The sequence below is a fragment of the Stenotrophomonas humi genome (assembly GCF_001431415.1).
Taxonomy (GTDB): Bacteria; Pseudomonadota; Gammaproteobacteria; order Xanthomonadales; family Xanthomonadaceae; genus Stenotrophomonas; species Stenotrophomonas humi.
This window is the reverse complement of record NZ_LDJI01000026.1, coordinates 160,401-183,061: the sequence shown is the minus strand read 5'-3', so window position 1 is coordinate 183,061 and position 22,661 is coordinate 160,401. Positions and strand designations below refer to the sequence as shown.

The window sequence follows — 22,661 nt, the reverse complement described above, 5'->3', positions numbered from 1 at the left end:
TACGAAATCCTGGGCGATTCATGCGCTAGAGCGCAGAGCACTGACTGGCCGATAGCAAGAATGCCAGGGCTCCTTGCGAATGCTTTGGCCGGCTGACTCTTGCCGAACTCCGTTGGTATCGCGAGTCGGGAGCCCAGGGCGAGCCTGAAGCTGAACCTGGGAAGTCGATAGAAAGATGAGATGCGGTTCGTCCTCTTAGCCGAAGAGTGCGGTTGATGTGTCATTTTAAAACGCTCAGCGACTTCAGGTTGTGACGGCGGGACTGCAGTACAGTGTTCTTTTGTGGCTCTACTTTTTTCCGGTACCGGCAACGATGTCTTGACTTGCTTGCATATCATGCAGATCCCGCAGCTTCTTCTTGTTGATCTTGCCGACGCTGGTACGTGCTATCGCGTCGACAAACCGGATGCGTTCGGGGATTGCATAGCGGGAGATGTCACCGGCGCGGCTGCGCGCGGCCACCAGTTCGATGATCTCGGCTTCGGTGACCTCGCAATCCGGGTGCCGGACCACCAGTGGCAGCGGTCGCTCCCCCCATTTCGCATCGGCGATGCCGATGACCGCGACTTCGCTGACCGCCGGGTGCAGGGCAATGATGTCCTCCAGCGCAAGTGAGGAGATCCATTCGCCGCCGGTCTTGATCACGTCCTTGATACGGTCGGTCACGCGCAGATAGCCGCCGACATCGATGTTGCCGATGTCGCCGGTATGCAGGTAGCCACCGGCCCACAATGCGGCGGAAGCCTCGGGATTGTGCAGATACGCCTGGGTAAGCCAGGGGGCACGCACGACGACTTCACCGGTTGCAATGCCATCGTGGGCGACGTCGTTCATGTCTTCATCGACGATGCGCAGATCCACCAGCGGTATCGGGATGCCGGCCTTGGTGCGCAGCGACAGCTCCTCGTCGGTTCCAGCCAGGGCCTCGGGATCGATCTGGGCCAAGGTCAGGACCGGGCAGGTTTCGGACATGCCGTAACCGCCGAAGATGTCGATGCCGCGCGCCAGTGCCTGCTGTGCCAGCACACGCGGCAGCGCCGCACCGCCGATGATGACTTTCCACCTGCTCAGATCGGTATCTGCGGCAGCGGGATGGCCAAGCAGCATGTGCAGGATGGTCGGCACGCAGTGCGAGAACGTCACTTTTTCCCGGGCGATGAGTTCCAGCAACCGGCCCGGCAGGTAGCGGCCCGGATAGACCTGCTTGATGCCCATCAACGTGGCCACATACGGCACGCCCCAGGCATGGACATGGAACATCGGCGTGATCGGCATGTACACGTCGTCGCGATGCAGGCGGCCTTGCGTGGGCGCGCTGCCCAGTGCCGCCATCGCGGCCAGCGAATGCAGCACGAGTTGCCGATGGCTGAAGTAGACCCCCTTCGGCAAGCCGGTGGTGCCGGTCGTGTAGAACATCGTGGCGCGGCTGTTCTCGTCGAAGTCCGGGAACTTGCTGACCGGTTCGGTGCTGCGAAGGCCCGCTTCGTACTCCGTGGCGAAGCCATCAGGCAGCGCGCCACCCTCGTCGTCCAGCAGGACCCGCGTGCGCAGGTCCGGCAGGTGTTCGTCGATGCCTTCGAGCACCGGCAGGAACTCGCGATTGGCCAGGATCACCCGGGCGCCACTGTGGTTCAGCGTGTAGGCGATCTGTTCCGGGGCCAGGCGGATGTTCACCATCATCAACACCGCACCGATCATCGGCACCGCGAAGTAGCTTTCCAGATAACGGTGGCTGTCCCAGTCCATGACCGCCACCACGTCACCGGGTTTCACCCCCAGCGATTGCAGCAGGCCGGCCAGCTGGCTGATGCGTGCGTTGAGCGTGCGGTAGTCGTAGCGGACGTTGTCGCCGTAGACGATCTCCTGCTCCGGGCGCACTGCCAGCGGGGTGTGCAGCAGTTGCTTGATCAGCAGCGGATAGGCGTAGGCGCCAGAATCGGCCTGGCTTGTCGGGGGGGCGAATGGCATGGGGGATTCCTGGATGGCAGCGCGGGAGGGCCGTCAGCGGCTGGATGCGGCGGGGATCGACAACTGCGCGGGCTGCATCGGTGCTTCCGCACGCGGCGTAGGCGTGATCAGCGCATCCTGTGGCAGCCCGCGCGTTGGATCCTCAAGGTGCTCCCAGAGCTGGTCCATCGCCGCGAACATATAGGGCAGCAGCGGGACGTAACGTTTGCGGTAGTCCGGGAATGCCAGCAGCGAATCGAAGTGCTGTGCATTGGCGACCCGCCAGTAGGCGATCCGCGCGCCGGCGTTACGGGCCAGGGGCACGTAGCGGTCGCTGGTCATGCTGATCGGCACCAGCCCGTCGTCGATGCCATGGATGACGACGATCGGCAATCCGGAGCGGGGCGGGTTGACGGCTGCGCGGGCAATGCCGGCACGCACGCGCTCGGCGGCTGCACCATCGTGGGTCCAGAGCGAGCGCAGACAGGCCAGGCCAGGCAGCTGATCAGCTGCGGGATCGCCGTCCAGCAGAATCACGCCATTGCCCGGCGGGATGCCGCTGGCTTCGCTCCACCAGGCTGCGCGGACCTCGGGTGTCGCGATGCCGGGCCTGCCATCATGGCCGGCGGCGAACGTGTATCCGCAGGGGTGCTTGCCTGCCGCATAGCCACCATAGGCTGATGCATAGGTGACGGCGATCGCACGCCATAGATCAAATCCAGTCGAGAACGCGCCTGCACGCAGGGCGGGTTCACTCAGTCCTGCGTTCGCCAGCTGCTGCCATGCCGATCGCGCCTGGGCCTCGGTGTCCGCGCCTTGCACCTGTCCAGTGGATGCAAGCACTGCACAGCGCTGGATTCCGGCCGGTCGTGTCTGGGCCTGCACGGGTGGCTGCGGCAAGTCATCGATGGCCAGCAATGCGCAAGGCATCAGCAGCGCGGCCTGGGTCACGAAGTCGTAGAGCGGTGGTGCACCGGCGACCGATACATTGGGCTCACCAGCGACCAATCCATCAAACCAGTCGCCTTCGATTTCGGCTGCGCGCAGTACCGCGCCACCACCGTTGGATACGCCCACGCCCAGCGTGCGCGTGTTGGCCGGAGTGAACGGCGCCGACCGCGGATAAGCGCGGTCAAGTGCCTGCAGGCCGAACTGCAGCGCCTGCAGTAAATGGCGGCCCCAGTCGGCTTCCGGATTGTCGCCCGAATGCGCATGTTTGAAGGCCACGCCATGCGCACCTGCGCCGCCCTCGGGGGCAAACCCCAAGGTTCCGCGTTTGGCGGGTGTGCCATCTGCCTGGAAACCCACTTTGGCATCCAGGTCGTAGTAGTCGCTGCCGGCACCCTTGTCGGTATAGGCGACCGCGCAACCGTGGGCCAGCCCCCAGCTGCCGGCGACGGAAGTCGCGCCGTAGATGCCGCGCGAGCCGGAGGAGGCCGTGACCACCAGGCAGCGCCGCGATGGATCGAAGCTGTCGGGTACCTGCACCAGCACGCGATGCGGTTGGCGCGCGCCGGGAATGCGCGCGTAGGCGGAGAACTCACGTCCCGGTGAAGGCTGGACCGTGCCGTAGACGTCGCCGAAACCGCCGCCCGGGGTCAGGTCGGCGATGCCGCGCCAACTGCTCCAGATCGCACGCCGTCTCGCTTCGCCGGCGGTGGGCGAGGCCGGGCTGGCAAATGCAGCGGCCGTGCCGGAACGCAGGCCTTCAAGCCCCAGCCCTGCCGTCAGCAGGTCATCGTTGCCGCGATGCTCGGTTTCGCGCCACTGCTCGAAGACCGGTGTTGCGCCGGTGTTGCTGATGTCCGCGGCAGCGGCGACGAAGGCGCAGCCTGACAGGAACGGCAGCGCGGCAAGAAACAGGGAAGCACGACGGGGAATGTTCATCGTGTCACCCTATCAATCCCGCATGGATGTGCCAGCGTACCTAGGTACCTGTCCTCACCCGCGATCGGATTTGCTAACCTCGCTCCGAGATGCCAACCCTGCTCATCGCCGATGATCACCCCTTGTTCCGCGCCGCCCTGCATCGCGCGGCAGAGGAAGCGGTTGACGATCTGCAGATCAGCGAGGCCGATTCGCTCGATAGCGTGCTGGAGGCGATCGAGGGCCAGCAGATCGACCTGATGCTGCTGGACCTGCACATGCCGGGCAATCACGGCTTGGCCGGGCTGGCGACCATACGTGCATTGCAGCCGGGGCTGGCGATCATCATCGTCTCGGCCAACGAAGAGCCGCACGTGATCCGCCGCGCCATCGACCTGGGGGCGGCCGGCTATCTGCCCAAGAGTTCCGGGTTGGTGGACCTGCAGCAGGCCTTGCAGACCGTGCTTGATGGCGAGCGCTGGATCCCGGCGCTGCTGCGCGAAACCGTCGCCCGGGTGGCACCCTTCAGCAAGGACGCCGATCTGGCCGCACGCCTGGCCAGCCTGTCCGCGCACCAGTACAAGGTGCTGAGCCTGGTGGCCGAAGGACTGCTCAACAAGCAGATCGCCGACCGGCTGGGCGTGCAGCTGCGCACGGTCAAGGCGCATATGACCCGCATCATGGGCCGGCTCGGTGTGCGCAACCGTGCGCAGGCAATCCGGGTGCTGCACGAACTGGGCCTGGCCGACCCTTCGCGGCAGATCGAAGAGACCCAGGACGCCTGATCCGCATCGCGGCCACTGCGCGAGCACTGGTCAGCCAGCAGAATCCAGCGGTGTCCATGTCGTGTCAGGTTTCAACCGGGCTGCGCGTTGCCAGCAGGTGGTTGATCGCCCAGCGCAGCGCCAGCGGCTTGAACGGTTTGTTCAACAGCGACAGGCCCACCTCGCGCACCGCCTCGCGCGTGTTACCGCTGGTATCGGCGCTGAGAATCACCGTTGGCCGCGGTCCATGCACGCCAGCAAGGCGTGTCCACAGCTGCACGCCGGTATCGTCATCATCCAGGTGGTAGTCAAACAGCCACAGGCTGGCATCACGTGCGGCTGCCTCCACCGCGTTGCCGTCGCGCGCCGCAGTCACCTCGCAACCCCAGGACAGCAGCATCCGGCGCATGGCTTCCAAGGCATCGGGATCGTTGTCGACCACCAGTACCCGGGTGCCCTTGATGGTGCTGTTGCCGGCGGCGGGTGTTTCATCGCGCGAGGTCGGGGGCGGGGCCGCCCGCGCCACAGTGATGGAGAATGACGAGCCGCGGTTGATCACGCTGTGCAACGCCAGCGGCGCATGCAGAAGGCCGGCGATCCTGTGCGCGATCGCCAATCCAAGGCCCAGCCCTTGGCCGTTGCTGCGGTCACCGCGCTGGAACTCCTCGAACACCAACGTCTGCTGCTCGCTTGCGATGCCCGGGCCGCTGTCGTGCACGCCGATGGACAGCGTGTCGCCATGACGGCGGATGCCCAGCACTACGCCGCCGCGGCGGGTGTAACGGATCGCGTTGGCCAGGAAATTCTGCAGCACGCGGCGCAGCAGCAGCGGGTCGCTGTGGACCCAGGCACGGGTGCGGACATAACGGAACTGAAGGCCGCGTGCGGCCGCCAGCACGGCGAATTCCTGCGCCAGGGGATCGAGCACGTTCGACAACGCGAACGGACGCGGGTCGGCGACCAGCCCGCCGGCCTCCAGCCGCGAAATGTCGAGCAGACCCGACAGCAGGTCATCGGTGGAATCCAGTGCGCCGCGGATCTGCCGCAGGAAGCTGTGCAGGAATTCGGACTCGATGTGCTGCGACATCGCATCGGTGAGCAACTGGGCCGCGTGCAGTGGCTGGATCAGGTCATGACCGACGGCGGTCAGGAACCGGGTTTTCGCCACGTTGGCACGCTCGGCCTCATGCACGGCATGTTCCAGGCGTGCGGTGCGGTCCTGCACGCGGTGCTCCAGGGTTTCGTTGCTGCGCTTCAGCGCGGCCTCGGCCAGGCGGAACGCGGTGACATCGGTGAAGGTGGCGACGTAGCCACCACCCGGCATCGGGTTGCCACGGATTTCGACGATGGTGTTGTCCGGGAAAATCCGCTCTGACAGATGCGGGGTACCGCGACGCATGTGTGCCATGCGCCGGGTCAGCGCCTTGCCGACGTTGTCGCCCGGGGCATCGCCGATCTTCAGTTGCCCCAATGCCCATGCAGTGAGGTTGGCGACAGGCTGTCCCACCTGCAGGAGCTCGGGCGGAAATTTGAACAGGGCGGCATAGCGGCGGTTCCAGGCAACCAGCTGCAGCTGTGCATCGACCACGCTGATGCCCTGGCTCATGTTTTCCAGCGCCGCTTCCAGCAGGCGCTGATTGAAGCGCAGCACCTGGGTGGCCTCGCCGACGGCACGGGTGACCGCTTCCAGCGGTGCCGCCCCACCATCACGGGCCGCCTCGACCAACAGCCGCGCCATGCCCGCACCCACCACGGCGGTGAGTTCGCGCTCGATGGCGGTGACGCGATCGTCATCAAGCATCTGCCCGGCATGCCCGGCCATCAACTGCCGTGCCCGTTCCTGGCCGAGAAAACGTCCGGCCGTCTTGCGCAATGATGCGGCTGCCACCGCTTCGCGCTGCAGCGGCAACGAGGGGCGTATCGCACGTGCCACCAGTGCCACGGTGATCAGGTTCACCGCCAGGCTGACCCCCATGCTGATGGCGATATGGCCTGGCTGCATGCGCAACGAGAACAGCGCGAGCCAGTGCAGTCCTTCCGGGCTGGCCGAGGGTGCCGGCGCCGGTATCACCATCGGCAACAGCACCAGCCATAGCCATACCAGTGAGCCCAGCACGATGCCGGCCATGATCGCCGGTGACGGCGTGCGTGGGCGATACACCGCCAGCAGCACCGCTGGCGCCAACTGCGACAGTGCCGTGAACGACATCAGGCCGAAATCGCTGAGTGCCTCGGTGCCGCTCATCGCGCGGCTGTACAGCCACGACATCAGGAACACGGCAAGGATGCCGCCACGCCGGAACGCCAGCACGCGTGGGCGCAGATCGGCGCCGGCATCGCCATCGACACCGCCAAGCAGGCGCGCGCCGAAGCCGTGGTTGCCGAGCATGATCGACAGCGTGAGCCCCGACAGGATCATCATGCCGGTGGCTGCGCTTAGGCTGCCCAGGTAGGCAAGCAGCGCCAGCACATGGTGGCCGCGTGCCTGTGGCAATGCCAGTACGTACAGATCGGGTGACACCGATTGGCCCAGCTGTGCGGCACCGGACAGCGCCATCGGCACCGACGGCAGGCCGATCAGAAGCAGGTAGAGCGGGAACAGCCAGCGTGCGGTCTTCAGGTCTGATGACTGGCGCAGTTCGACCACGCCGACATGAAACTGATGGGGCAGGGTGAACGCTGCCATCGCGCCCAGCGCGACCATGGTGATGAAGTCCGGGACCACCGCCGGTGGCGGCAGCTGCAGCATCTTTTCGACCAAGGGGCTGCCAGCCCGATGCACCGACAATGCCGCATACAGGCCGATGGCCAGCAGCGCCGCCAGCTTGAGCAGCGACTCCAGCCCCAACGCCACCACGATGCCGCGGTTGTGCTCGGTTGCCGAGGCCTTGCGTGCACCGAACAGCATGGTGAATGCCGCCATCGTCAGCGCGAACCAGAACGACATGTCCAGTTGCCAGCCGTTGGCAGCGAACTGATCGCCGAGCAAGGTACTGAGGCCCTGGCTGACGGCTTTCAGCTGTAGCGCGATGTAAGGAATGATGCCGAACAGCGCGACCAGGGTGATGGTCATGCCGAGCCCCTGGTCAGTCCGCAGGCGTGCGACGACCAGGTCGGCGATGGTGGCACTGTTGTGCTGCTTGGCCAGCCGGCCCAGCCGTGCCAGGAATGGCAGGCCGAAGGCGAAGATCAGCGCCATGCCGATCAAGGTCGGCGGGATCGCAAAGCCCCATTGCACGCCCTGCGAAGCGGCACCGTAATAGGTCCAGGCGGTGCAATGCACTGCCAGCGACAGTGCGTAGATGGCCGGCCAGACCTTCGCAAGACGATGACCCTGGCGTTCGCCCCACAGGGCGACACCGAACAGCAGCACGGTCCACGCGATACAGGCGAACAGGACGATGGAGGGTGTCAACATCGCTCCAGTGTAGAGAGATCGGAAGCCGCCGTGCGAAGCAGCGGCGGCCCGATGCGGGGCGCGCAGGAACGGCCCCGGCGCGGGTGAGCGCTAGGGTGCGACCACGATCAACGACAGATGCTCGGCGACCAGCGCCACCTCGCCGGCGGGCAGTAGTTCCACCGTCTTGTGCTGGGTGAGCAGCCATTGCCCCGGCTGGCGACACTCCAGCGAGCGCAGTTGCGAACGCACCCGGATTTCCGAGCCGCTCGGTACCGGCGAGAGGAAGCGGACCTTGTTCAAGCCGTAATTCAATACGTGGGCAATGCCGGGGAAGCCGACCAAGGCGGCCACATCTTCTTCAACGGTGAGGGAGAGCAACAGGAAACCGTGGGCGATGGTCTGCCCGCCCGGCAGCTCGGCCTGCGCGCGGACCGGATCGACGTGGATCCAGTTGTGATCACCGGTGGCCTCGGCGAAGGCATCGATGCGTGATTGCGCTATGCGCGTGGCATTGCCAAGCCGCTCGCTCGCAGCCCATCGCTGCAGGGCCAGCAATGCGTCCGGCAGTTCCCTGTCCGTGTCGACGGTGGTCATTGCACACGCTCCAGCAAGGTCAGGATCGCGTCGCGGGCCTGGGGTTCGGACAAGGTGGGTGCATGACCGACGTCGGGTACTTCGACCAGACTTGCCGTTGGTGAGCTGGCTGCCATCTGCCGTGCTACGTCCGCCGGCAGGATGTCCGACAGCGCGCCGCGCACCACCAGCACCGGTACGCGGGCGGTCAGCGCGCGTACTGCGCGCCACAGCACCGGGCGCAGCAGCCAGAGGACCCAGGGCCGGGTGGTACGGATCACGGCGGGATCGTAGTCCAGCTCCAGCAGGCCATCGTTGCGCTGGCGGAAACTGCGTGACGCCATCGCCCGCCAGTCCTCGGCAGTGAAACGCGGGAAAGATGCCTTGCCGATGGATTCGGCATAAGCAGCTGCCTGCTCCAGATCCATCGGCGGCAAGGACTTGCCGGCGTACTTGCCGATCCGCGCCAAGGCTTCGCGCGGCACCTTGGGCCCGGCATCGTTGAGTACCGCGGCGGCGATCAGCTCCGGTGCGCGCGAGGCGAGGGTGATGGTGACCAGCACGCCCAACGAGGTGCCGATGAACACGGCTTTGGCGATGTTCTGCGAACGCAGCAGCGCCACCATGTCGTCGGCGTAGGTCCGCGGGTTGTAGCTGGCCGGGTCGGTCGCACGCGCCGAGCCCGCACGGCCGCGCAGGTCGACGGCGAGCACGCGCCAGCCGAGCGTGGTCAGCGTTTCGGCAAGTGCATCGAAGTCGGCGGCGTTGCGGGTCAAGCCAGGAATGCACACCACCGTGCCGCGGGGCGATTGCCCCGCGGCCGGTGCATGGTCGCGCGCGTGCAGGCGCAGGCCATCGTTGCTGTTCCAGTACAGGTCATCATAAGACTGCGTCATGCAGGTACTTCCTAGAAATCGTAGCGGACGCTGAGACTGTACTGGCGCGGCGGGCCGTAGAAGCCGATCAGCGTGCCGACCGCCGGAATGTTGTAGCCGGTGGTGCGGTATTCCTTGTCGGCAAGGTTGGTGCCCTGCAGCGAGAAGGTCCAGGCGTCATTGAGCTTCCAGATCACGCCCGCATTGACCAGACCATAGCCGTCCTGGCGGATGACCGGGCTCAGGTCGGTGGTCGGCCACACTTCGCTCTGGTAGCTGTAGCCCACCCGTGCGGACAGATTGCTGCCATTGGCCAGTTCGGTGCGGTACTCCACGTTCACCGCACCGGAGAAGTCCGGTGCATTGGTGAACTTCATCTGCTTGGCGACGTTGACGCCACGGTCCATGTACTCGTCGTACTTGGTGTCCAGCCAGGCCAGGTTGCCGGAGATCAGCCAGTTCGCGGTCGGCAGGTACTGGTACTCGATTTCCAGACCGTTGACCGTGCCTTTGCCGGCATTGGTGAAGTCGCCGAAGAAGGCATCGTTGACGCCATCGCCATTGGTGTCGATGCCGGTGAACACCGACAACTGGATGTCCTTGTACTTGTTGTGGAAGGCCGACAGGTTCAGGAACAAGCGTGAATCGAGGAAGCCCATCTTGCTGCCGATCTCGAAGCTGTCGACGGTCTCGTCGTCGAACGGCTCGGCCGAGCGTGGCACCGCCACAGCGTTGGCGCGGATGTTGTAGCCGCCGGATTTGAAGCCGCGCGTTGCCAGACCATAAACCATGATGTCCGGGGTGATCTGGTAATCCAGCGACACCTTGGGCGAGACGTTCTTGAAGTTGGTGGTCTTGTCGAAGTCCGCGGCAACCGCGATCGGCCGGCTGAAGGTCGCGTCGGCGTAGAAGCGGTTCAGCACGATCGCGCGCTTGTCCTCGTCGGTATAGCGGGCGCCGACATCGAGCTTGAGCTTGTTGGTCAGGTCGAAGGTCCAGTCCGCATACACCGCGATGCTGTCGGTCAGCACCTTGCCGCGGGTATCGCCGAACTGCAGGTTGAAGAAGTTGTTGCGGATCTGCCCGCCTGCTTCGCCGCTGAACTGGTACAGCCCGACCACGCCGCGAACCCGACCGCCCGCGTCGTAGTTGAACTGCACTTCATTGCTGACCTGGTTGTCCTCGTAGAAGCCGCCGACATCGGCCAGCTTCACCGGCGTGGTATCGAAGTCGATGTTCGAGTGGCTGTCGGACTCGCGCTTGGCGACCACATACTTCAACGCGACGTCATCGTTGGGCCGCCAGTTCACCGTCGCCGACGCGCCCTTGGTCTCGACGCTGTTGAGGTTCTGCATGCCCGAGCGGATGTCGTAGCGGTCATCCATCGGCGGGTAGGCCGGGGTGAACGGGTTGCGGGCCAGCATCTTCGAGCCGCGCATGCCGGACTGGTCGTCGATCCAGTCCAGGGCGAACTGCACGTCGAAGTCGTCACCCGCATAAGCGCCCAGGTTCAAGCGCGCCGCGTTGATCTGCTTGTCGCTGATCGGCTGGCCGTTGAAGGTGTTCTCGCCAAAGCCGTCGCGGTTCATGCTGGCCACCGCGATGCGACCGCGCAGGCCGCTGTCCGCGCCGCCCAGCGGGCCGCCGATGGCGGCCTTGGCATCGAGCTGGTTGTAGTTGCCCGCGGTGATCTGCGCGTAGCCTTCAACCTGCGTGGGCAGGCCGCGCGAGATGTACTTGATCGCGCCACCAATGGTGTTCTTGCCGTACAGCGTGCCCTGCGGGCCACGCAGCACTTCGATGCGTGAGACGTCGAACACGTCCAGCAATGCGCCCTGCGGACGGGCGATATAGACGTCATCCAGGTAGATGCCCACGCCCGGGTCTGCACCCCAGGTGGGATCGGACTGGCCGACGCCGCGGATGTAAGCGGTGACCGTGCTGCTGGCGCCACGCGCGGCGTAGATGGTCAGGTTGGGCACCTGCGAGTCGAGGTCGGCGATGTCCTGCACGTTCAACTTGTCCAGCGCTTCGGAGGTGAAGGCGGTAACTGCGACCGGCACTTCCTGCAGGGTTTCCTCGCGCTTGCGCGCGGTGACGGTGATGCTGTCCAGGTTGGTGGCCGAAGCGGCTTTGCCCGCCGTCGGTGCAGCGTTTTGTGCTTCCTGTGCCAATACCGGCCCGGAGGCCAACAGCGCGCCGATCATCAGGCTCAAACAGTTCCGCTTCATTCGGTCCTCCCCAGGCATGTGCGTTGTAGATGGCCGAATGCCACCCTCGGAGCCTAGGCTAGCGATGCGGGTGTGCACCAGCGAGTGGACCTAGGTCCAGTCGGCAGCGGCCGTCAGATCAGGATACTGAGCGCCTCCTCATTCGGAAGCGCCGTATGTCGTTACTGATCGTACTTGCAGCGCTGGGCTTCCTGATGTTTGTGGCCTATCGCGGCTACAGCGTGATCCTGTTCGCACCCATCGCCGCACTTGGGGCGGTGTTGCTGACCGATCCGTCGCTGGTGGCGCCGATGTTCACCGGCCTGTTCATGGACAAGATGGTCGGGTTCCTGAAGCTCTACTTCCCGGTGTTCCTGCTGGGCGCGGTGTTCGGCAAGCTGATCGAACTGTCCGGCTTCTCCAAGTCGATCGTCGGTGCGGCGATCCGGCTGTTCGGCCCGCAGCGGGCGATGCTGTCGATCGTGTTGGTCTCGGGTTTGCTGACTTACGGCGGTGTGTCGCTGTTCGTGGTGGTATTCGCGGTCTATCCCTTCGCCGCCGAAATGTTCCGGCAGAGCAACATCCCCAAGCGCTTGATCCCGGCCACGCTGGCGGTAGGCGGTTTCAGTTTCACCATGGATGCGCTGCCCGGCACGCCGCAGATCCAGAACATCATCCCGACCACGTTCTTCGGCACCGATACCTGGGCCGCGCCGGTGCTGGGCGTTCTTGGCAGCATCTTCGTGCTTGCGGTGGGCATGGCCTACCTGGAATGGCGCCGCCGCGCGGCCGTGCGCAATGGTGAGGGCTATGGCGATCCGGCAACCCTGGTCAATGAGCCGGTGCCGTTCACAGGTGCCCATCTGGCGCATGCGGGCATCGCGGTGTTGCCGTTGCTGCTGGTGTTCGTCTCCAACAAGCTGCTCACCCTGGGCATACCGCAGTGGTATGGCGGCGAGCACAGCTTCGTGCCGTCAATCCTTGGCAACTCCGCACCTGTCGTGCAGGAAGTGCCGAAGATCGCTGCGATCTGGGCGGTGGAGGGCGCACTGCTGGTCGGCATCCTGTCGGTGATGGTGTTGGCCTGGCGCCCGGTTGTCACCCAGTTTGCCGACGGCACCAAGACCGCGATCAGCGGTGCGTTGCTGGCGGCGATGAACACCGCATCGGAATATGGTTTTGGCGCGGTGATCGCCGCATTGCCTGGTTTCATGGTGGTGGCCAATGCGCTGGGTTCGATCAAGGACCCGCTGCTGCATGAAGCGGTCACCGTCACCGGGCTGGCCGGCGTCACCGGCTCGGCCTCCGGTGGCATGAGCATCGCTTTGGCAGCGATGTCTGACACCTTCATCGCCAATGCGCAGGCGGCCGGCATCCCGATGGAAGTACTGCACCGTGTCGCTTCGATGGCCTCCGGCGGCATGGACAGCCTGCCGCACAACGGGGCCGTGATCACCTTGCTGATGGTGACCGGGCTGACCCATCGCCAGGCCTACAAGGACATCTTCGCCGTGACCATCATCAAGACCCTCGCGGTGTTCGTGGTGATCGGCATCTATTACGCCACCGGCTGGGTTTGAACGCAGTGTTGCAGCAGCCTCTGGGCATCCCGTCCAGAGGGGGTTTTCGGTACGACTTCATCCACGACTCACGCATGAGGATCTGGTTATGAAATACGGCATCGATACGATCAAGACGGGTATTTTCCTATTCTTTGCATGGCTCGCATTGGCCGGCAGCGCCAATGCGCAGGACGCCGCCGGGCACTGGGATATCGGCCTGTACGGGAATCTCTATGGCAGTCGCGAGTACCAGGTATGGGTGCCTGCCGACTACGACCAGACGCGGCCGCTGCCGCTGCTGCTGGTACTGCATGGATGTGTCAATGGGCCGAACCTGATGGGCGAAGCCTCGGGCTTCAATGACGTGGCCGATGTGGAAGGTTTCATCGTTGTCTACCCGCGGCAGAACGTCACCGCCAACCCGGCGCGTTGCTGGAACTGGCAGTTGCCGATCAACCAGGCGCGTGGCAGCGGTGAAGCATCGATCCTGGCCGGGATCGTGGACGCGGTGAAGGCCGGTTACGCCATCGATCCGCGCCGGGTCTATGTCACCGGCATTTCCGCCGGCGGGGCGATGACCTCGATCATGCTGGCCTGTTACTCGGATGTGTTTGCGGCAGGCGCGGTGCATTCCGGCGGCATGTACAAGGGCGCTACCACGGTATCCGGCAGTGCCTACGCGCTGCTGGCGGGAAGCATCTACTCGCCCGAAAGCAATGGACGTCTTGCCTGGCAGTGCTCCGGCTCGCCGTCGCCGCGCCCGTTGCCGGTGCTGGTATTCCATGGCAGCGCCGATGCCACGGTCAATCCGGTGAATGGACAGCAGGCCGTGCGGCAGTTCCTGCAGACCAATGATCTGGCCGATGATGGCGTCGACAATGACTCGGTCAAGTACGTGCCCACCAGCACCATCAACGCACAGGTGCCGGGCGGGCGCGCCTACACCATCGACAGCTACACCTACGGCGGCAGAACGCTCGTCCAGCACTACGTCGTACAGGGCATGGGGCATGCCTGGAGCGGCAGCAAATCGGGCTTGCCGTTCACCGATCCCGACGGGCCGGATGCGACCTTGATCACCTGGTTGTTCCTGAAGGACCAACTGCGTTGACTGGATGAACCACCCGCTGGAACGAATGAAGCGGCGTCATCGCCCGTGCGGGAGCGGATTGCTCTCGCACGGGCGTTCGGCTTTATGGAAGCAGCTGTTGGCAATGCCATCCAACTGCAATGTTGTGCGGTGATGATCTGCGCGCCTCATGCCGCGCCATCGGCGCCGCCCGGGCGGAACGGATTCACCACTTGCCAACCAAGGCCATCCCATGCAGCTTCACCCCGTTGCACCTGCTTCCACCCGCACTCCCCGTATCTTGCCGCGCCGCTCAGTGCTGGCGCAGGCCTGCGCCCTGCTGATCCTGCCGCTGGTCGCGTCGTCCGCCTTCGCGCAGGAGGCCGCGCCGGTCGCCGAGCGCTCCGCCGCCACCGCGCTGGACACCATCACCGTCACCGCCGAACGCCGCGAGCAGAACCTGCAGGACGTACCGGTGTCGGTGGGTGTGGTGCAGGGCGAGGCGCTGCGCAGCTATACCGAAGGTGCGGACGACACGCTGCTGGCCTTGTCTGGCCGGGTGCCCAGCTTCTACGCCGAAACCACCACCGGGCGCATCTTCCCGCGCTTCTATATCCGTGGCCTGGGCAACATCGACTTCTATCTGGGTGCTTCACAGCCGGTGTCGATCATCCAGGACGACGTGGTCCTGGAGCACGTGGTGCTCAAGTCCAACCCGGTCTATGACGTGGACCAGGTGGAAGTGCTGCGCGGGCCGCAGGGCTCGTTGTTCGGCCGCAACACCACCGCCGGCATCGTCAAGTTCGACACCGTCAAGCCGAGTCAGGAGGGCAGCGGCCGGGTCAACGTCAGTTACGGCAGCTACAACACCGTCTCCATCGACGGCGGTATGGGCGGGGCGATCAACGACGTGCTGTCCTACCGCATCTCCACCCTGTACCAGCACCGCGACGATTGGGTGGACAACACCTACAGCGGGCCCAGTGCCGACGGCACGGTGACGCCGAAGAAGGACGCGATGGGCGGTTACGACGACCGCAACCTGCGCCTGCAGCTGCTGTTGCAGCCCAACGAGCAGTTCTCGCTGCTGGCCTCGGCCCACACCCGCGACTACGACGGCACCTCCACGCTGTTCCTGCGCAATGCCTTGACCAAGGGCAGCAACCGCGTGGACGTGGCGCGCGACAAGGTCGCCTATGACGAAGCGGAGAACAACCCGCAGGCCTATAGAACCCACGGCGGTTCGATCAAGGCCACCTATGATTTCGGCAACACAACGCTGACCTCGATCAGCGCCTACGAAACCACCTCCGGCTACAGCCGTGGCGATACCGATGGCGGCGCTGCGGCGGATTTCCCGGTCAACGGCGTGCCCAACGGCTATGGCCAGTCGATGGGCCAGGTGCGTGACCTGGACCAGTTCACCCAGGAGGTGCGCCTGGCCTCCAACACCGTCGATCCGTGGTCATGGCAGGTGGGCGCGTTCTACTTCGATGGCCGTGACACCACCGATTTCTACCAGCGTGCCTGGTTCCTGGACACGGCCGCGCACAACCCGAACAACTGGGTGCGCCTGCGCAACATCAACACCTCATGGGCGGGCTTCGGCCAGGTGAGCTGGAAGGCGACCGACGCCCTGACCCTGACTGCCGGCGTGCGCGGTACCAAGGATGAGAAGAGCACGCGCCTGCTCAAGACAGCCGACACTGCAGCCGGCGCGGTGACCTACAAGGGCCGCCGCAACGTCGAGATGTCCGATACCCAGCCCAGCTGGGATCTGAGCGCGATGTATGAGGTCAGCCCCGAGTTGAGTGTGTACGCGCGCGTGGCGCGTGGTTTTCGTGGCCCGACCATCCAGGGCCGCTCGGCCGCGTTCAATGCCGATTTCACCACCGCCGATTCGGAGACCATCCTGTCCTGGGAAGCCGGCATCAAGAGCAGCCTGTTCGACAACCGCCTGCGTCTGAATGTCAGCGGCTTCACCTACGCAGTCAACGACATCCAGCTCAACGGCAATGACTCCAACGGCAACGGCGTGCTGTTCAATGCCGACAAGGCGCGTGCCTATGGCCTGGAAGCCGACCTGGACTGGCGCCCGATCCCTAACCTGTCGCTGACCGCCGGCCTGAGCCTGCTGCACAGCAAGATCGAGGACAAGCGCGTTTACGCGCAGGTGTGTGCGCTCAACGGTGTGGTGGTATGCACGGTCAATGACCCGACCATCAAGATCGGCAGCAATGTCTATGCCCAGATCGACGGCAACCCGCTGCCGAACGCACCCAAGTACAACCTCAATCTGGCCGCCCGCTACGACATCCCGATGGGTGACGATGGCGCACTGTTCTTCGCCACCGACTGGAACAAGCAGGGCGAGACCCAGTTCGTGCTGTACAGCAGCGACGAGTTCTACTCCAAGGGCAATTTCGAAGGCGGCCTGCGTGTGGGTTACACCGGCGGCTACGGTGCCTGGGAAGTCGCGGCGTTCGCGCGCAACATCACCAACGAGAAGAACCTCAAGGGCGTGATCGAGAACTACATGGCCGCGGTGTACAACGAACCGCGCATCATCGGCGTCTCGTTCAACTACAACTGGCGCTGATCTCGTTGGAGCCCGTTTGAGCCCCTCTCCCGCGTGCGGGAGAGGGGTTGGGGTGAGGGCGCTCTGCTTGTGCAGGATCGCTCCGGGCATGGGGACGCCAGGTCCTCGCCCCATCCACATGTCGGCCATGTCTGCGACGGCAGCTCAGCAAGGAAATGGGTACGCAGTGCGGCCTTGCAGATCATGTTGCAGACGGACGTGCCCGGCGCGGTGGGCGGGATCATACTGGTCCCTCATCGGGCGTAACGGGAGTGGGGCGATGCGCGCATTTCTGAAAGGGCTGCTGGCCGTGGTGCTGGGTTTGATTGCGGGTAGCGCGGTGAACATGGGGCTGATCCTGCTGGGTGCCCGCGTGGTACCGGCACCGCCGGGCATGGATACGACCACCACTGAAGGGTTGACGGCGGCGATGCCGTTGCTGGGACCTGTGCATTTCGTGTTTCCGTTCCTGGCGCACGGGCTGGGGACGCTGGCCGGTGCGTTTGTCGCAACGTGGGTCTTCGGGCGCAAGGGCTGGATACCGGCCGCAGTGATCGGGCTGCTATTCCTGGCTGGTGGCGTGGCCAGTTGCTTCATGTTGCCTGCGCCGCGTTGGTTCGAGGTGCTGGACGTGCTGGTGGCCTACCTGCCGTTTGCCTGGCTGGGCTACATGCTTGCGCGGAAGTGACTTCCTCACGAGCGGCGTGAATGTCGACGGAGATTCGATGACGGCCCGCAATGACGACGGCGTCATCCGCCTCGCCGCTTGCGCGGGTTCTGCGAAGGTCGTTGCTCAGCAGGTTGGTTGTGGTTGAGGTAACGGCTGGCCGAAGGTCAGCACGTTGCCTGTTGGGTCGACGACACTGAAGTCACGCATGCCATAGGGGCGATCATCGATGGGAACATCGATGGTCACGCCAGCCTGCAGCAGGTGGGCGTGGTAATCATCAATCGCGTCGATGCCGATGTAGATCCGGCTGATGCCGCCTGGCCGGGCATCGCTGCGGCAGGTGAGGGTGATCTCCACCTGGTCACGGCACACCGCCGCCACTTCCAGCGGGCTGCCCCATTCCCAGGCAAGGTCGAACCCGAGTTTCTCCTGGTAGAACGCCAGCGTAGCCGGCAGATCGTCCGTGCCGAGGAACGGCGAAATCGTGTGGAAGCGGGACGGGATCACGGTCTTCTCCGGGATGCGATGACGGCCGGATAGTGGCACGATGCCAGCCGCAAGGACACATCGCCCGGGCGAGCCGCTCGCTGCAGGCATCACCCAAGGATCATGGAGGTGCTCTGGTGCGATTTTCCGTTGCGTTTTCCCGGTTGCTTGCCGGCGCATGTCTGCTTGTTCTCTCTGCCTGCGCCTCCATCCCCCTGTCTACCGCGCTGCGGCTGTCCTCGTTGGACGAGAAGGTACTGCATCAGCTGGATCCTGCCGGAATAGGTGTCCGGGTATCGGTCCCGCGCGGCAATGAAGTGGACGTGGCCGGCACCCGCCTGAAGCTGGAGTTGCAACCCGAGGGAGAGCCGGCGCTGGTGGCAGACATGCAGTTGAGACTGTTGGGGACGACCCAAGAAGAACGCAGCGTCGGGCTGTTCAGTGCCAAGGTTCCCGTGATGACCTACGAGCTTGCGCTGACGCAGGAGGGCGCGCGACAACTGCGGCAAGTGCAGGCGCAGATGCTCAAGGGAACAGGGCCGGTCAAGGTCGGCTTCAGTGTCAACACACCGTTTTCAAAGATGGTGCCGGGCACCCGGGAGATGACGTTCTGGAGTGACCTCAAGCTCCGGTCAAGCGATGCATACATGCCGTTGATCGACGGGGCGAAACTGAAGTTCACCTCCAAGGACAGCTGATCCTGCCCGTGGGCAGGGCGCGCCTATTCGTATGTGCGGGCGACATTGCCGCGGTTGTCGCGCAGCTCGCGTATCCACCATTGATGCGGCGTGGCATCACTGATGAAACGCAGGTGGGTGGCGATCACCAGCAGCGCGCTGTCATCCAGATCCAGTTGTTTCCACGCGTAGCTGATGATGTCCGGGGCCTGTTCGATGAAGTCGAAGCCATCGTGGTCAAACAGGTATAAGTGCCCGGCCTGCTCCCCGGTGGTGGGCATCAGCAGGTAGTTGCCGGTCCCGGGTTCCTCGCCGATGACCAGTGCTGCATCGACCCATTCGGGCAGGTATTCCTCGCGCTCGTCTGGGCCCATGGCCTCCGTCCACCCCTCAAAATGCCGGCGTAGATGCGTCCAGTCCGACGGTGATGCCAGCAGGATGGCAGCTTCGCCACTGTCGGCATCGGCGTAGAACAATACGTTGCCGAACTGGCTGTAGAAGGCGCGAAGCCCGGGGAGGTCGGGGATGTCGGTAGTGTTGTGTGCCGGCGTGATGCGGTGGAAAAAGCCGATGCTGCGAGTGATGGCGGCATCGGACAGTGCTTCACAGTGGAAGCTGCCGGAGTGGTTTGCGATTGCCTGTTGCAGTTCCATCGGTAGTCCGGGCTTCCAGTGGCAAGGGGCAGATCGCGTATCAGCCTTGGCGATGGGATTTTGCGTAGCTGTCACGGTCGATGTCGAGGATCTCGACGCTGGTCTGCAGCTCCAGTCCGTCGGCGGCAATGGCGGTTTCCAACGCAGCCAACAACGCCTGCGCGATCTCGCGTTTTGTCCCGGCTGTGCGTCCGCCGAGGATGGACAGCTTTGCCGCGACAAAGGCACGCGCTTTATCGGCGGTGCCGATGGCGAAGTGGTCAAAGCCGATCGCGCGGCTCTTGATGTCGGCCTCCTGGAACTGGCCGGTGTGCATCAACGCCTCATTGGCTGCATGGAGCAATGCAGGTGCAAGGGTGGTGCCGAGGTTGTTGCTGTATTCGATGGTGAGGTGGGGCATGGCGATGGGTTCCTGACTATCGTGGTGTGGCTTGCAGCATTGCGGTGATGCGCTGGACCTCGGCATCGGAATACGTGATGCGGGTCGGTGTGCCGCTCAGCGGCGCGGGTGCATTGGCGTCCGGCAGGATGGCGTCCAGGCCACTTTTTGTTTCGTAGATGGGGGAGTCAACGGTGAAGCCACGTTCCGGATAGCGCTCGTGGATTGCACGATGAAGCTGGACTGCATCCAGCAGCGTAAGCGCCGGGCCGGGGTGCATGCCGTCGGCGTCAAACCATTGCAGCCCGGGAGCAGCGGCCGATGCGCGCGGCTGACTCTGCTAGCTGCCGAGCATGCTCATGCAGACAGCGCCAACCTGACATCAGTCCGCATGCAGCGGCCCGTCCCAGCCTTCGCTGTACTTGGGCAGGGCATCGTTGATGTCCAGCGTGCGGTAGGCATAGAACAGATGAAATGTCGGGGTATAGGCCTCGGGTAATTGGCCGGCAAAGGCACGCGCGATCAGCGAAGTGCGAATGACCGCCATGCCCAGCCGATTGCTGCCGAACAGGACTTCGCCGCAGGCGGTGCAGTAGTGGCGTTGCATCTGCAGCTGCGGGTGCTGGTAGGCAACCAGCTGTGCGTTGCCATGCGTAACGGCCAGGGAGTCACTTGGCCAAGCATTGGCAGCCAGTACCGGCAATCCATAGAACTGCTGGCAGGCATGGCAGTGACAATACGCGCGCGCAGCCGGCGCGCCACTTACCCTAATCGATACTGCGCCGCAGTTGCACTCAAGTTTGAAGGTGTTGCTGTTTGGCATGACGTTCCTTGCGAGGACGGGTTACCAGTTGATGGTTCCCTGGATGACGGTCTGCACCTGTCCACCCGACCAGACATCGCCGTGTTCGTCGATGCTCAGTTCCAGCAGTGCATCGTGGCCGACCTCGCGGCCCTGGCTGGCGGTGTAGCGCTTGCCGGTACCGGGCAGGGCGCCGCGTTCGTCCAGCCATGCGGCGAGCACGGCATTGGCGGCACCGGAGGCGGCGTCCTCGAAGCGACGACCATTGCCGACGAAGGCGCGTACCACCAGTTGATAGTCATCGCCTTCACTACGCGCATAGGCAAACACGCCCATCGCACCGGTGGCTTCGGCCAGCGTGGCGATGGCGTCCCAGTCCGGGTTGAGCGCGCGCAAAGAGGCTTCGCTGGTGACTTCAACCACCCACCAACGGCGGCCGCCGTCCATCAGTGCCGGTGGCAGTTCGCCCAGCGGCCAACCGTTGATGGCCGGCCGCAGGCGCGCGTCATCGGCAGCGACCACTTCGGCCACGGAGGCGCGCGGGGTGCGGATGGCGATGGTGCGCACGCCATCGTGCTCGGTGATGCGTAGCGGCAGCTGGCCGGCGATACCGTCCTGGATGAACTGGCCATCGACCGGCGCGGCGACGCCGGTCTCAAGCACGGCATGTGCGCTACCAACGCTGGGATGGCCGGCAAACGGCACTTCCTTCTGCGGCGCGAACATGCGGATGCGATAGCTGCTGCCCGCTACGGTGGACGCGCTGATGAAGGTGGTTTCCGGCAGGCGGGTCCAGCGGGCGATGGCCTGCATGGCGTCGTCGTCCAAGCCTTCGGCATCGAGGACGACGGCCAGTGGATTGCCGGTGCCGGGGCGGGGGGCGAAGACGTCGAGTTGCAGGAAGCGGCGGGTGGTCATGGGAAAGTCCGAATGCGGTTGGTGCTTAAGCCCCTCTCCCGTTTACGGGAGAGGGGTTGGGGTGAGGGGAGGCCAAGCTCAGCGGTTCAAGGTGAGAGCGCTGCTGCCGGAGTCAGAAGCGGTGCGTGCGTCCCTTCTCCCGCCCCTTCGGGGCACCCTCTTTCGCGAGGAGAGAGGGGTAGGCTGTCGTGCGGGCTGTCGGTGTTGCATGCAAACACCGCATCACCACTCAATCTGGCCGCTGATGACCTGCTGCACCTCGCCACCGATCCAGATGTTCGCGTCGGCGTCCACTTCCACCCGCACTTCGCCATTGCGGCCCAGTTCGCGGCCCTGGCTGGCCAGATATTGCTGATGTGGCTTGAGTCGGCCCTGGGCCAGCAGATGCGCGGCGACCAGCGCATTGGCGCTGCCGGTAACCGGGTCTTCATTGACGCCCACGCCCGGGGCGAAAGCGCGCACCACATATTGGTAGCCGACATCCGGGCGATCGGCGGCGGCGAAGACGGCCAGCTTGCCGCGTCCGGGCAGGGCAGCGATGGCGGCCAGTTCTGGCTTATAGCGACGCAATGCGGCTTCACTGCTGGCTTCCAGCACACACCAATCCGGGCCGTTGTTCCAAAGCGCCGGTGATTGGGCCGGATGTACAAGCGCGGCGAGGCCCTCGGGCAGTTGCGGTAGCTGCGTGTCGAGGCGCTGGGCCTGCGGGCTGCGCACCTTGATCTGGCGGAACCAGCGGCCACCCTGGACCTGTACCGGCAACAGCCCGGCGGCGCATTGCTGGATCAGGCGGCCTTCGTCGTCGGCCGTTGCCAGCCCCAGTTCCACCGCCGCCCAGGCTGCGCCCACGCTGGGGTGGCCGGCGAAGGGCAGCTCCATCTTCGGGGTGAAAATGCGGATGTGGTAGCTGGCGCCGTCATCCGGGGGCAGGAAAAAGATGGTCTCGGACAGGTTCAGCCAAGCGGCAATGGCCTGCATGGCGGGGGCGTCCAGACCATCGGTATCGACGACCACGCCCAGCGCGTTGCCAGCGCCCGCGCGGGCGGAAAACACATCCAGTTGCAGGTAACGGCGAGTGGTCATGTATTTGGAACAGTGCGAGGGCTGGTCAGCTTAGGGAAGTGAGGGGGAAATGTCGTCCCGCCCGGTAGGAGCCGTCTCGGCCGCGAAGTCGTTGGCCATTCGGGTCCCGGGGGTTTCAGCGGCTGGCACATCCCGGGTTTCGCGGCCGA

At 64.6% G+C, this 22,661-nt stretch carries 19 protein-coding genes; 6 read left to right on the top strand and 13 right to left on the bottom strand.

All coding sequences use genetic code 11. From position 1 onward, the window contains the following. Nucleotides 1-288: 288 nt before the first annotated feature. Both ABB26_RS14145 and ABB26_RS14140 read right to left on the bottom strand, forming a co-directional pair. A complete protein-coding gene (locus tag ABB26_RS14145) occupies nt 289-1,968 on the bottom strand; it encodes a fatty acid--CoA ligase (protein WP_057635235.1) in 1,680 nt (559 codons plus the stop codon). Nucleotides 1,969-2,001: 33 nt separating this feature from the next. Beyond that, nucleotides 2,002-3,834 (bottom strand): 3-hydroxybutyrate oligomer hydrolase family protein, encoded by a 1,833-nt coding sequence (locus tag ABB26_RS14140; protein WP_083490850.1) that lies wholly within the window; start codon nt 3,832-3,834, stop codon nt 2,002-2,004. An 89-nt stretch (nt 3,835-3,923) separates the two neighbouring features. On the opposite strand from ABB26_RS14140, the gene ABB26_RS14135 reads away from it, so the two are divergent. After that, nucleotides 3,924-4,598: a response regulator transcription factor gene (locus ABB26_RS14135; protein ID WP_057635233.1), complete on the top strand. Its 675-nt coding sequence runs from the start codon at nt 3,924-3,926 to the stop codon at nt 4,596-4,598. Nucleotides 4,599-4,662: 64 nt separating this feature from the next. Here the strand turns inward: ABB26_RS14135 and ABB26_RS14130 are convergent, their stop codons facing one another. The 4 genes from ABB26_RS14130 to ABB26_RS14115 form a co-directional block, all read right to left on the bottom strand. Then, nucleotides 4,663-7,995, bottom strand: coding sequence for a hybrid sensor histidine kinase/response regulator (locus ABB26_RS14130; RefSeq protein ID WP_057635232.1), 3,333 nt, complete (start codon nt 7,993-7,995; stop codon nt 4,663-4,665). A 90-nt stretch (nt 7,996-8,085) separates the two neighbouring features. Beyond that, on the bottom strand, nt 8,086-8,571 hold the full coding sequence (locus ABB26_RS14125) for a MaoC family dehydratase (RefSeq protein ID WP_057635230.1): 486 nt from the start codon (nt 8,569-8,571) through the stop codon (nt 8,086-8,088). Continuing rightward, complete coding sequence (locus tag ABB26_RS14120) at nt 8,568-9,446, bottom strand: alpha/beta fold hydrolase (RefSeq protein ID WP_057635227.1); 879 nt, start codon at nt 9,444-9,446, stop codon at nt 8,568-8,570. Before ABB26_RS14120 ends, ABB26_RS14125 begins: the two co-directional genes overlap by 4 nt. 11 nt (nt 9,447-9,457) lie before the next feature. Then, entirely contained in the window at nt 9,458-11,656 is a 2,199-nt protein-coding gene (locus ABB26_RS14115) for a TonB-dependent receptor (protein WP_245626228.1), read from the bottom strand. A 155-nt stretch (nt 11,657-11,811) separates the two neighbouring features. On the opposite strand from ABB26_RS14115, the gene ABB26_RS14110 reads away from it, so the two are divergent. The 4 genes from ABB26_RS14110 (at nt 11,812) to ABB26_RS14095 (ending at nt 17,532) form a co-directional block, all read left to right on the top strand. Beyond that, nucleotides 11,812-13,215 carry a GntP family permease gene (locus ABB26_RS14110; protein ID WP_057635222.1) on the top strand — a complete coding sequence of 468 codons (1,404 nt, stop codon included), beginning with the start codon at nt 11,812-11,814 and terminating at the stop codon, nt 13,213-13,215. 88 nt (nt 13,216-13,303) lie between these two features. Then, nucleotides 13,304-14,308 carry an extracellular catalytic domain type 1 short-chain-length polyhydroxyalkanoate depolymerase gene (locus ABB26_RS14105; RefSeq protein ID WP_057635220.1) on the top strand — a complete coding sequence of 335 codons (1,005 nt, stop codon included), beginning with the start codon at nt 13,304-13,306 and terminating at the stop codon, nt 14,306-14,308. 211 nt (nt 14,309-14,519) lie between these two features. After that, nucleotides 14,520-16,865: a TonB-dependent receptor gene (locus tag ABB26_RS14100; RefSeq protein ID WP_057635218.1), complete on the top strand. Its 2,346-nt coding sequence runs from the start codon at nt 14,520-14,522 to the stop codon at nt 16,863-16,865. A gap of 259 nt (nt 16,866-17,124) precedes the next feature. Then, nucleotides 17,125-17,532: a hypothetical protein gene (locus tag ABB26_RS14095; RefSeq protein ID WP_057635215.1), complete on the top strand. Its 408-nt coding sequence runs from the start codon at nt 17,125-17,127 to the stop codon at nt 17,530-17,532. 105 nt (nt 17,533-17,637) lie between these two features. On the opposite strand, the gene ABB26_RS14090 is transcribed toward ABB26_RS14095, so the two are convergent. Beyond that, a complete protein-coding gene (locus ABB26_RS14090; RefSeq protein WP_057635212.1) occupies nt 17,638-18,021 on the bottom strand; it encodes a glyoxalase superfamily protein in 384 nt (127 codons plus the stop codon). 116 nt (nt 18,022-18,137) lie between these two features. Between ABB26_RS14090 and ABB26_RS14085 the strand changes: the two genes are divergently transcribed. Beyond that, the gene (locus ABB26_RS14085) at nt 18,138-18,698 is read left to right on the top strand and encodes a hypothetical protein (RefSeq protein WP_161809061.1); all 561 of its coding nucleotides are present in this window, start codon (nt 18,138-18,140) and stop codon (nt 18,696-18,698) included. A 23-nt stretch (nt 18,699-18,721) separates the two neighbouring features. On the opposite strand, the gene ABB26_RS14080 is transcribed toward ABB26_RS14085, so the two are convergent. The 6 genes from ABB26_RS14080 to ABB26_RS14055 form a co-directional block, all read right to left on the bottom strand. Further along, entirely contained in the window at nt 18,722-19,330 is a 609-nt protein-coding gene (locus ABB26_RS14080) for a hypothetical protein (protein WP_057635207.1), read from the bottom strand. Nucleotides 19,331-19,370: 40 nt separating this feature from the next. Continuing rightward, complete coding sequence (locus tag ABB26_RS14075; RefSeq protein WP_057635205.1) at nt 19,371-19,730, bottom strand: 5-carboxymethyl-2-hydroxymuconate Delta-isomerase; 360 nt, start codon at nt 19,728-19,730, stop codon at nt 19,371-19,373. A gap of 16 nt (nt 19,731-19,746) precedes the next feature. Continuing rightward, on the bottom strand, nt 19,747-19,989 hold the full coding sequence (locus ABB26_RS14070; RefSeq protein ID WP_057635203.1) for a hypothetical protein: 243 nt from the start codon (nt 19,987-19,989) through the stop codon (nt 19,747-19,749). A gap of 102 nt (nt 19,990-20,091) precedes the next feature. After that, nucleotides 20,092-20,532 carry a GFA family protein gene (locus ABB26_RS14065; RefSeq protein WP_057635201.1) on the bottom strand — a complete coding sequence of 147 codons (441 nt, stop codon included), beginning with the start codon at nt 20,530-20,532 and terminating at the stop codon, nt 20,092-20,094. A 21-nt stretch (nt 20,533-20,553) separates the two neighbouring features. Next, nucleotides 20,554-21,429 carry a PhzF family phenazine biosynthesis protein gene (locus tag ABB26_RS14060; RefSeq protein WP_057635199.1) on the bottom strand — a complete coding sequence of 292 codons (876 nt, stop codon included), beginning with the start codon at nt 21,427-21,429 and terminating at the stop codon, nt 20,554-20,556. Between the two features lie 222 nt (nt 21,430-21,651). Continuing rightward, the gene (locus ABB26_RS14055; protein ID WP_057635196.1) at nt 21,652-22,512 is read right to left on the bottom strand and encodes a PhzF family phenazine biosynthesis protein; all 861 of its coding nucleotides are present in this window, start codon (nt 22,510-22,512) and stop codon (nt 21,652-21,654) included. Between the last annotated feature and the right edge of the window lie 149 nt (nt 22,513-22,661).

What these genes read in the sequence shown, in the direction of transcription:
- ABB26_RS14145 (WP_057635235.1), bottom strand. Translation starts at nt 1,968, where the DNA reads ATGCCATTCGCCCCCCCGACAAGCCAGGCCGATTCTGGCGCCTACGCC.
- ABB26_RS14140 (WP_083490850.1), bottom strand. Translation starts at nt 3,834, where the DNA reads ATGAACATTCCCCGTCGTGCTTCCCTGTTTCTTGCCGCGCTGCCGTTC.
- ABB26_RS14135 (WP_057635233.1), top strand. Translation starts at nt 3,924, where the DNA reads ATGCCAACCCTGCTCATCGCCGATGATCACCCCTTGTTCCGCGCCGCC.
- ABB26_RS14130 (WP_057635232.1), bottom strand. Translation starts at nt 7,995, where the DNA reads ATGTTGACACCCTCCATCGTCCTGTTCGCCTGTATCGCGTGGACCGTG.
- ABB26_RS14125 (WP_057635230.1), bottom strand. Translation starts at nt 8,571, where the DNA reads ATGACCACCGTCGACACGGACAGGGAACTGCCGGACGCATTGCTGGCC.
- ABB26_RS14120 (WP_057635227.1), bottom strand. Translation starts at nt 9,446, where the DNA reads ATGACGCAGTCTTATGATGACCTGTACTGGAACAGCAACGATGGCCTG.
- ABB26_RS14115 (WP_245626228.1), bottom strand. Translation starts at nt 11,656, where the DNA reads ATGAAGCGGAACTGTTTGAGCCTGATGATCGGCGCGCTGTTGGCCTCC.
- ABB26_RS14110 (WP_057635222.1), top strand. Translation starts at nt 11,812, where the DNA reads ATGTCGTTACTGATCGTACTTGCAGCGCTGGGCTTCCTGATGTTTGTG.
- ABB26_RS14105 (WP_057635220.1), top strand. Translation starts at nt 13,304, where the DNA reads ATGAAATACGGCATCGATACGATCAAGACGGGTATTTTCCTATTCTTT.
- ABB26_RS14100 (WP_057635218.1), top strand. Translation starts at nt 14,520, where the DNA reads ATGCAGCTTCACCCCGTTGCACCTGCTTCCACCCGCACTCCCCGTATC.
- ABB26_RS14095 (WP_057635215.1), top strand. Translation starts at nt 17,125, where the DNA reads ATGCGCGCATTTCTGAAAGGGCTGCTGGCCGTGGTGCTGGGTTTGATT.
- ABB26_RS14080 (WP_057635207.1), bottom strand. Translation starts at nt 19,330, where the DNA reads ATGGAACTGCAACAGGCAATCGCAAACCACTCCGGCAGCTTCCACTGT.
- ABB26_RS14075 (WP_057635205.1), bottom strand. Translation starts at nt 19,730, where the DNA reads ATGCCCCACCTCACCATCGAATACAGCAACAACCTCGGCACCACCCTT.
- ABB26_RS14070 (WP_057635203.1), bottom strand. Translation starts at nt 19,989, where the DNA reads ATGCACCCCGGCCCGGCGCTTACGCTGCTGGATGCAGTCCAGCTTCAT.
- ABB26_RS14065 (WP_057635201.1), bottom strand. Translation starts at nt 20,532, where the DNA reads ATGCCAAACAGCAACACCTTCAAACTTGAGTGCAACTGCGGCGCAGTA.
- ABB26_RS14060 (WP_057635199.1), bottom strand. Translation starts at nt 21,429, where the DNA reads ATGACCACCCGCCGCTTCCTGCAACTCGACGTCTTCGCCCCCCGCCCC.
- ABB26_RS14055 (WP_057635196.1), bottom strand. Translation starts at nt 22,512, where the DNA reads ATGACCACTCGCCGTTACCTGCAACTGGATGTGTTTTCCGCCCGCGCG.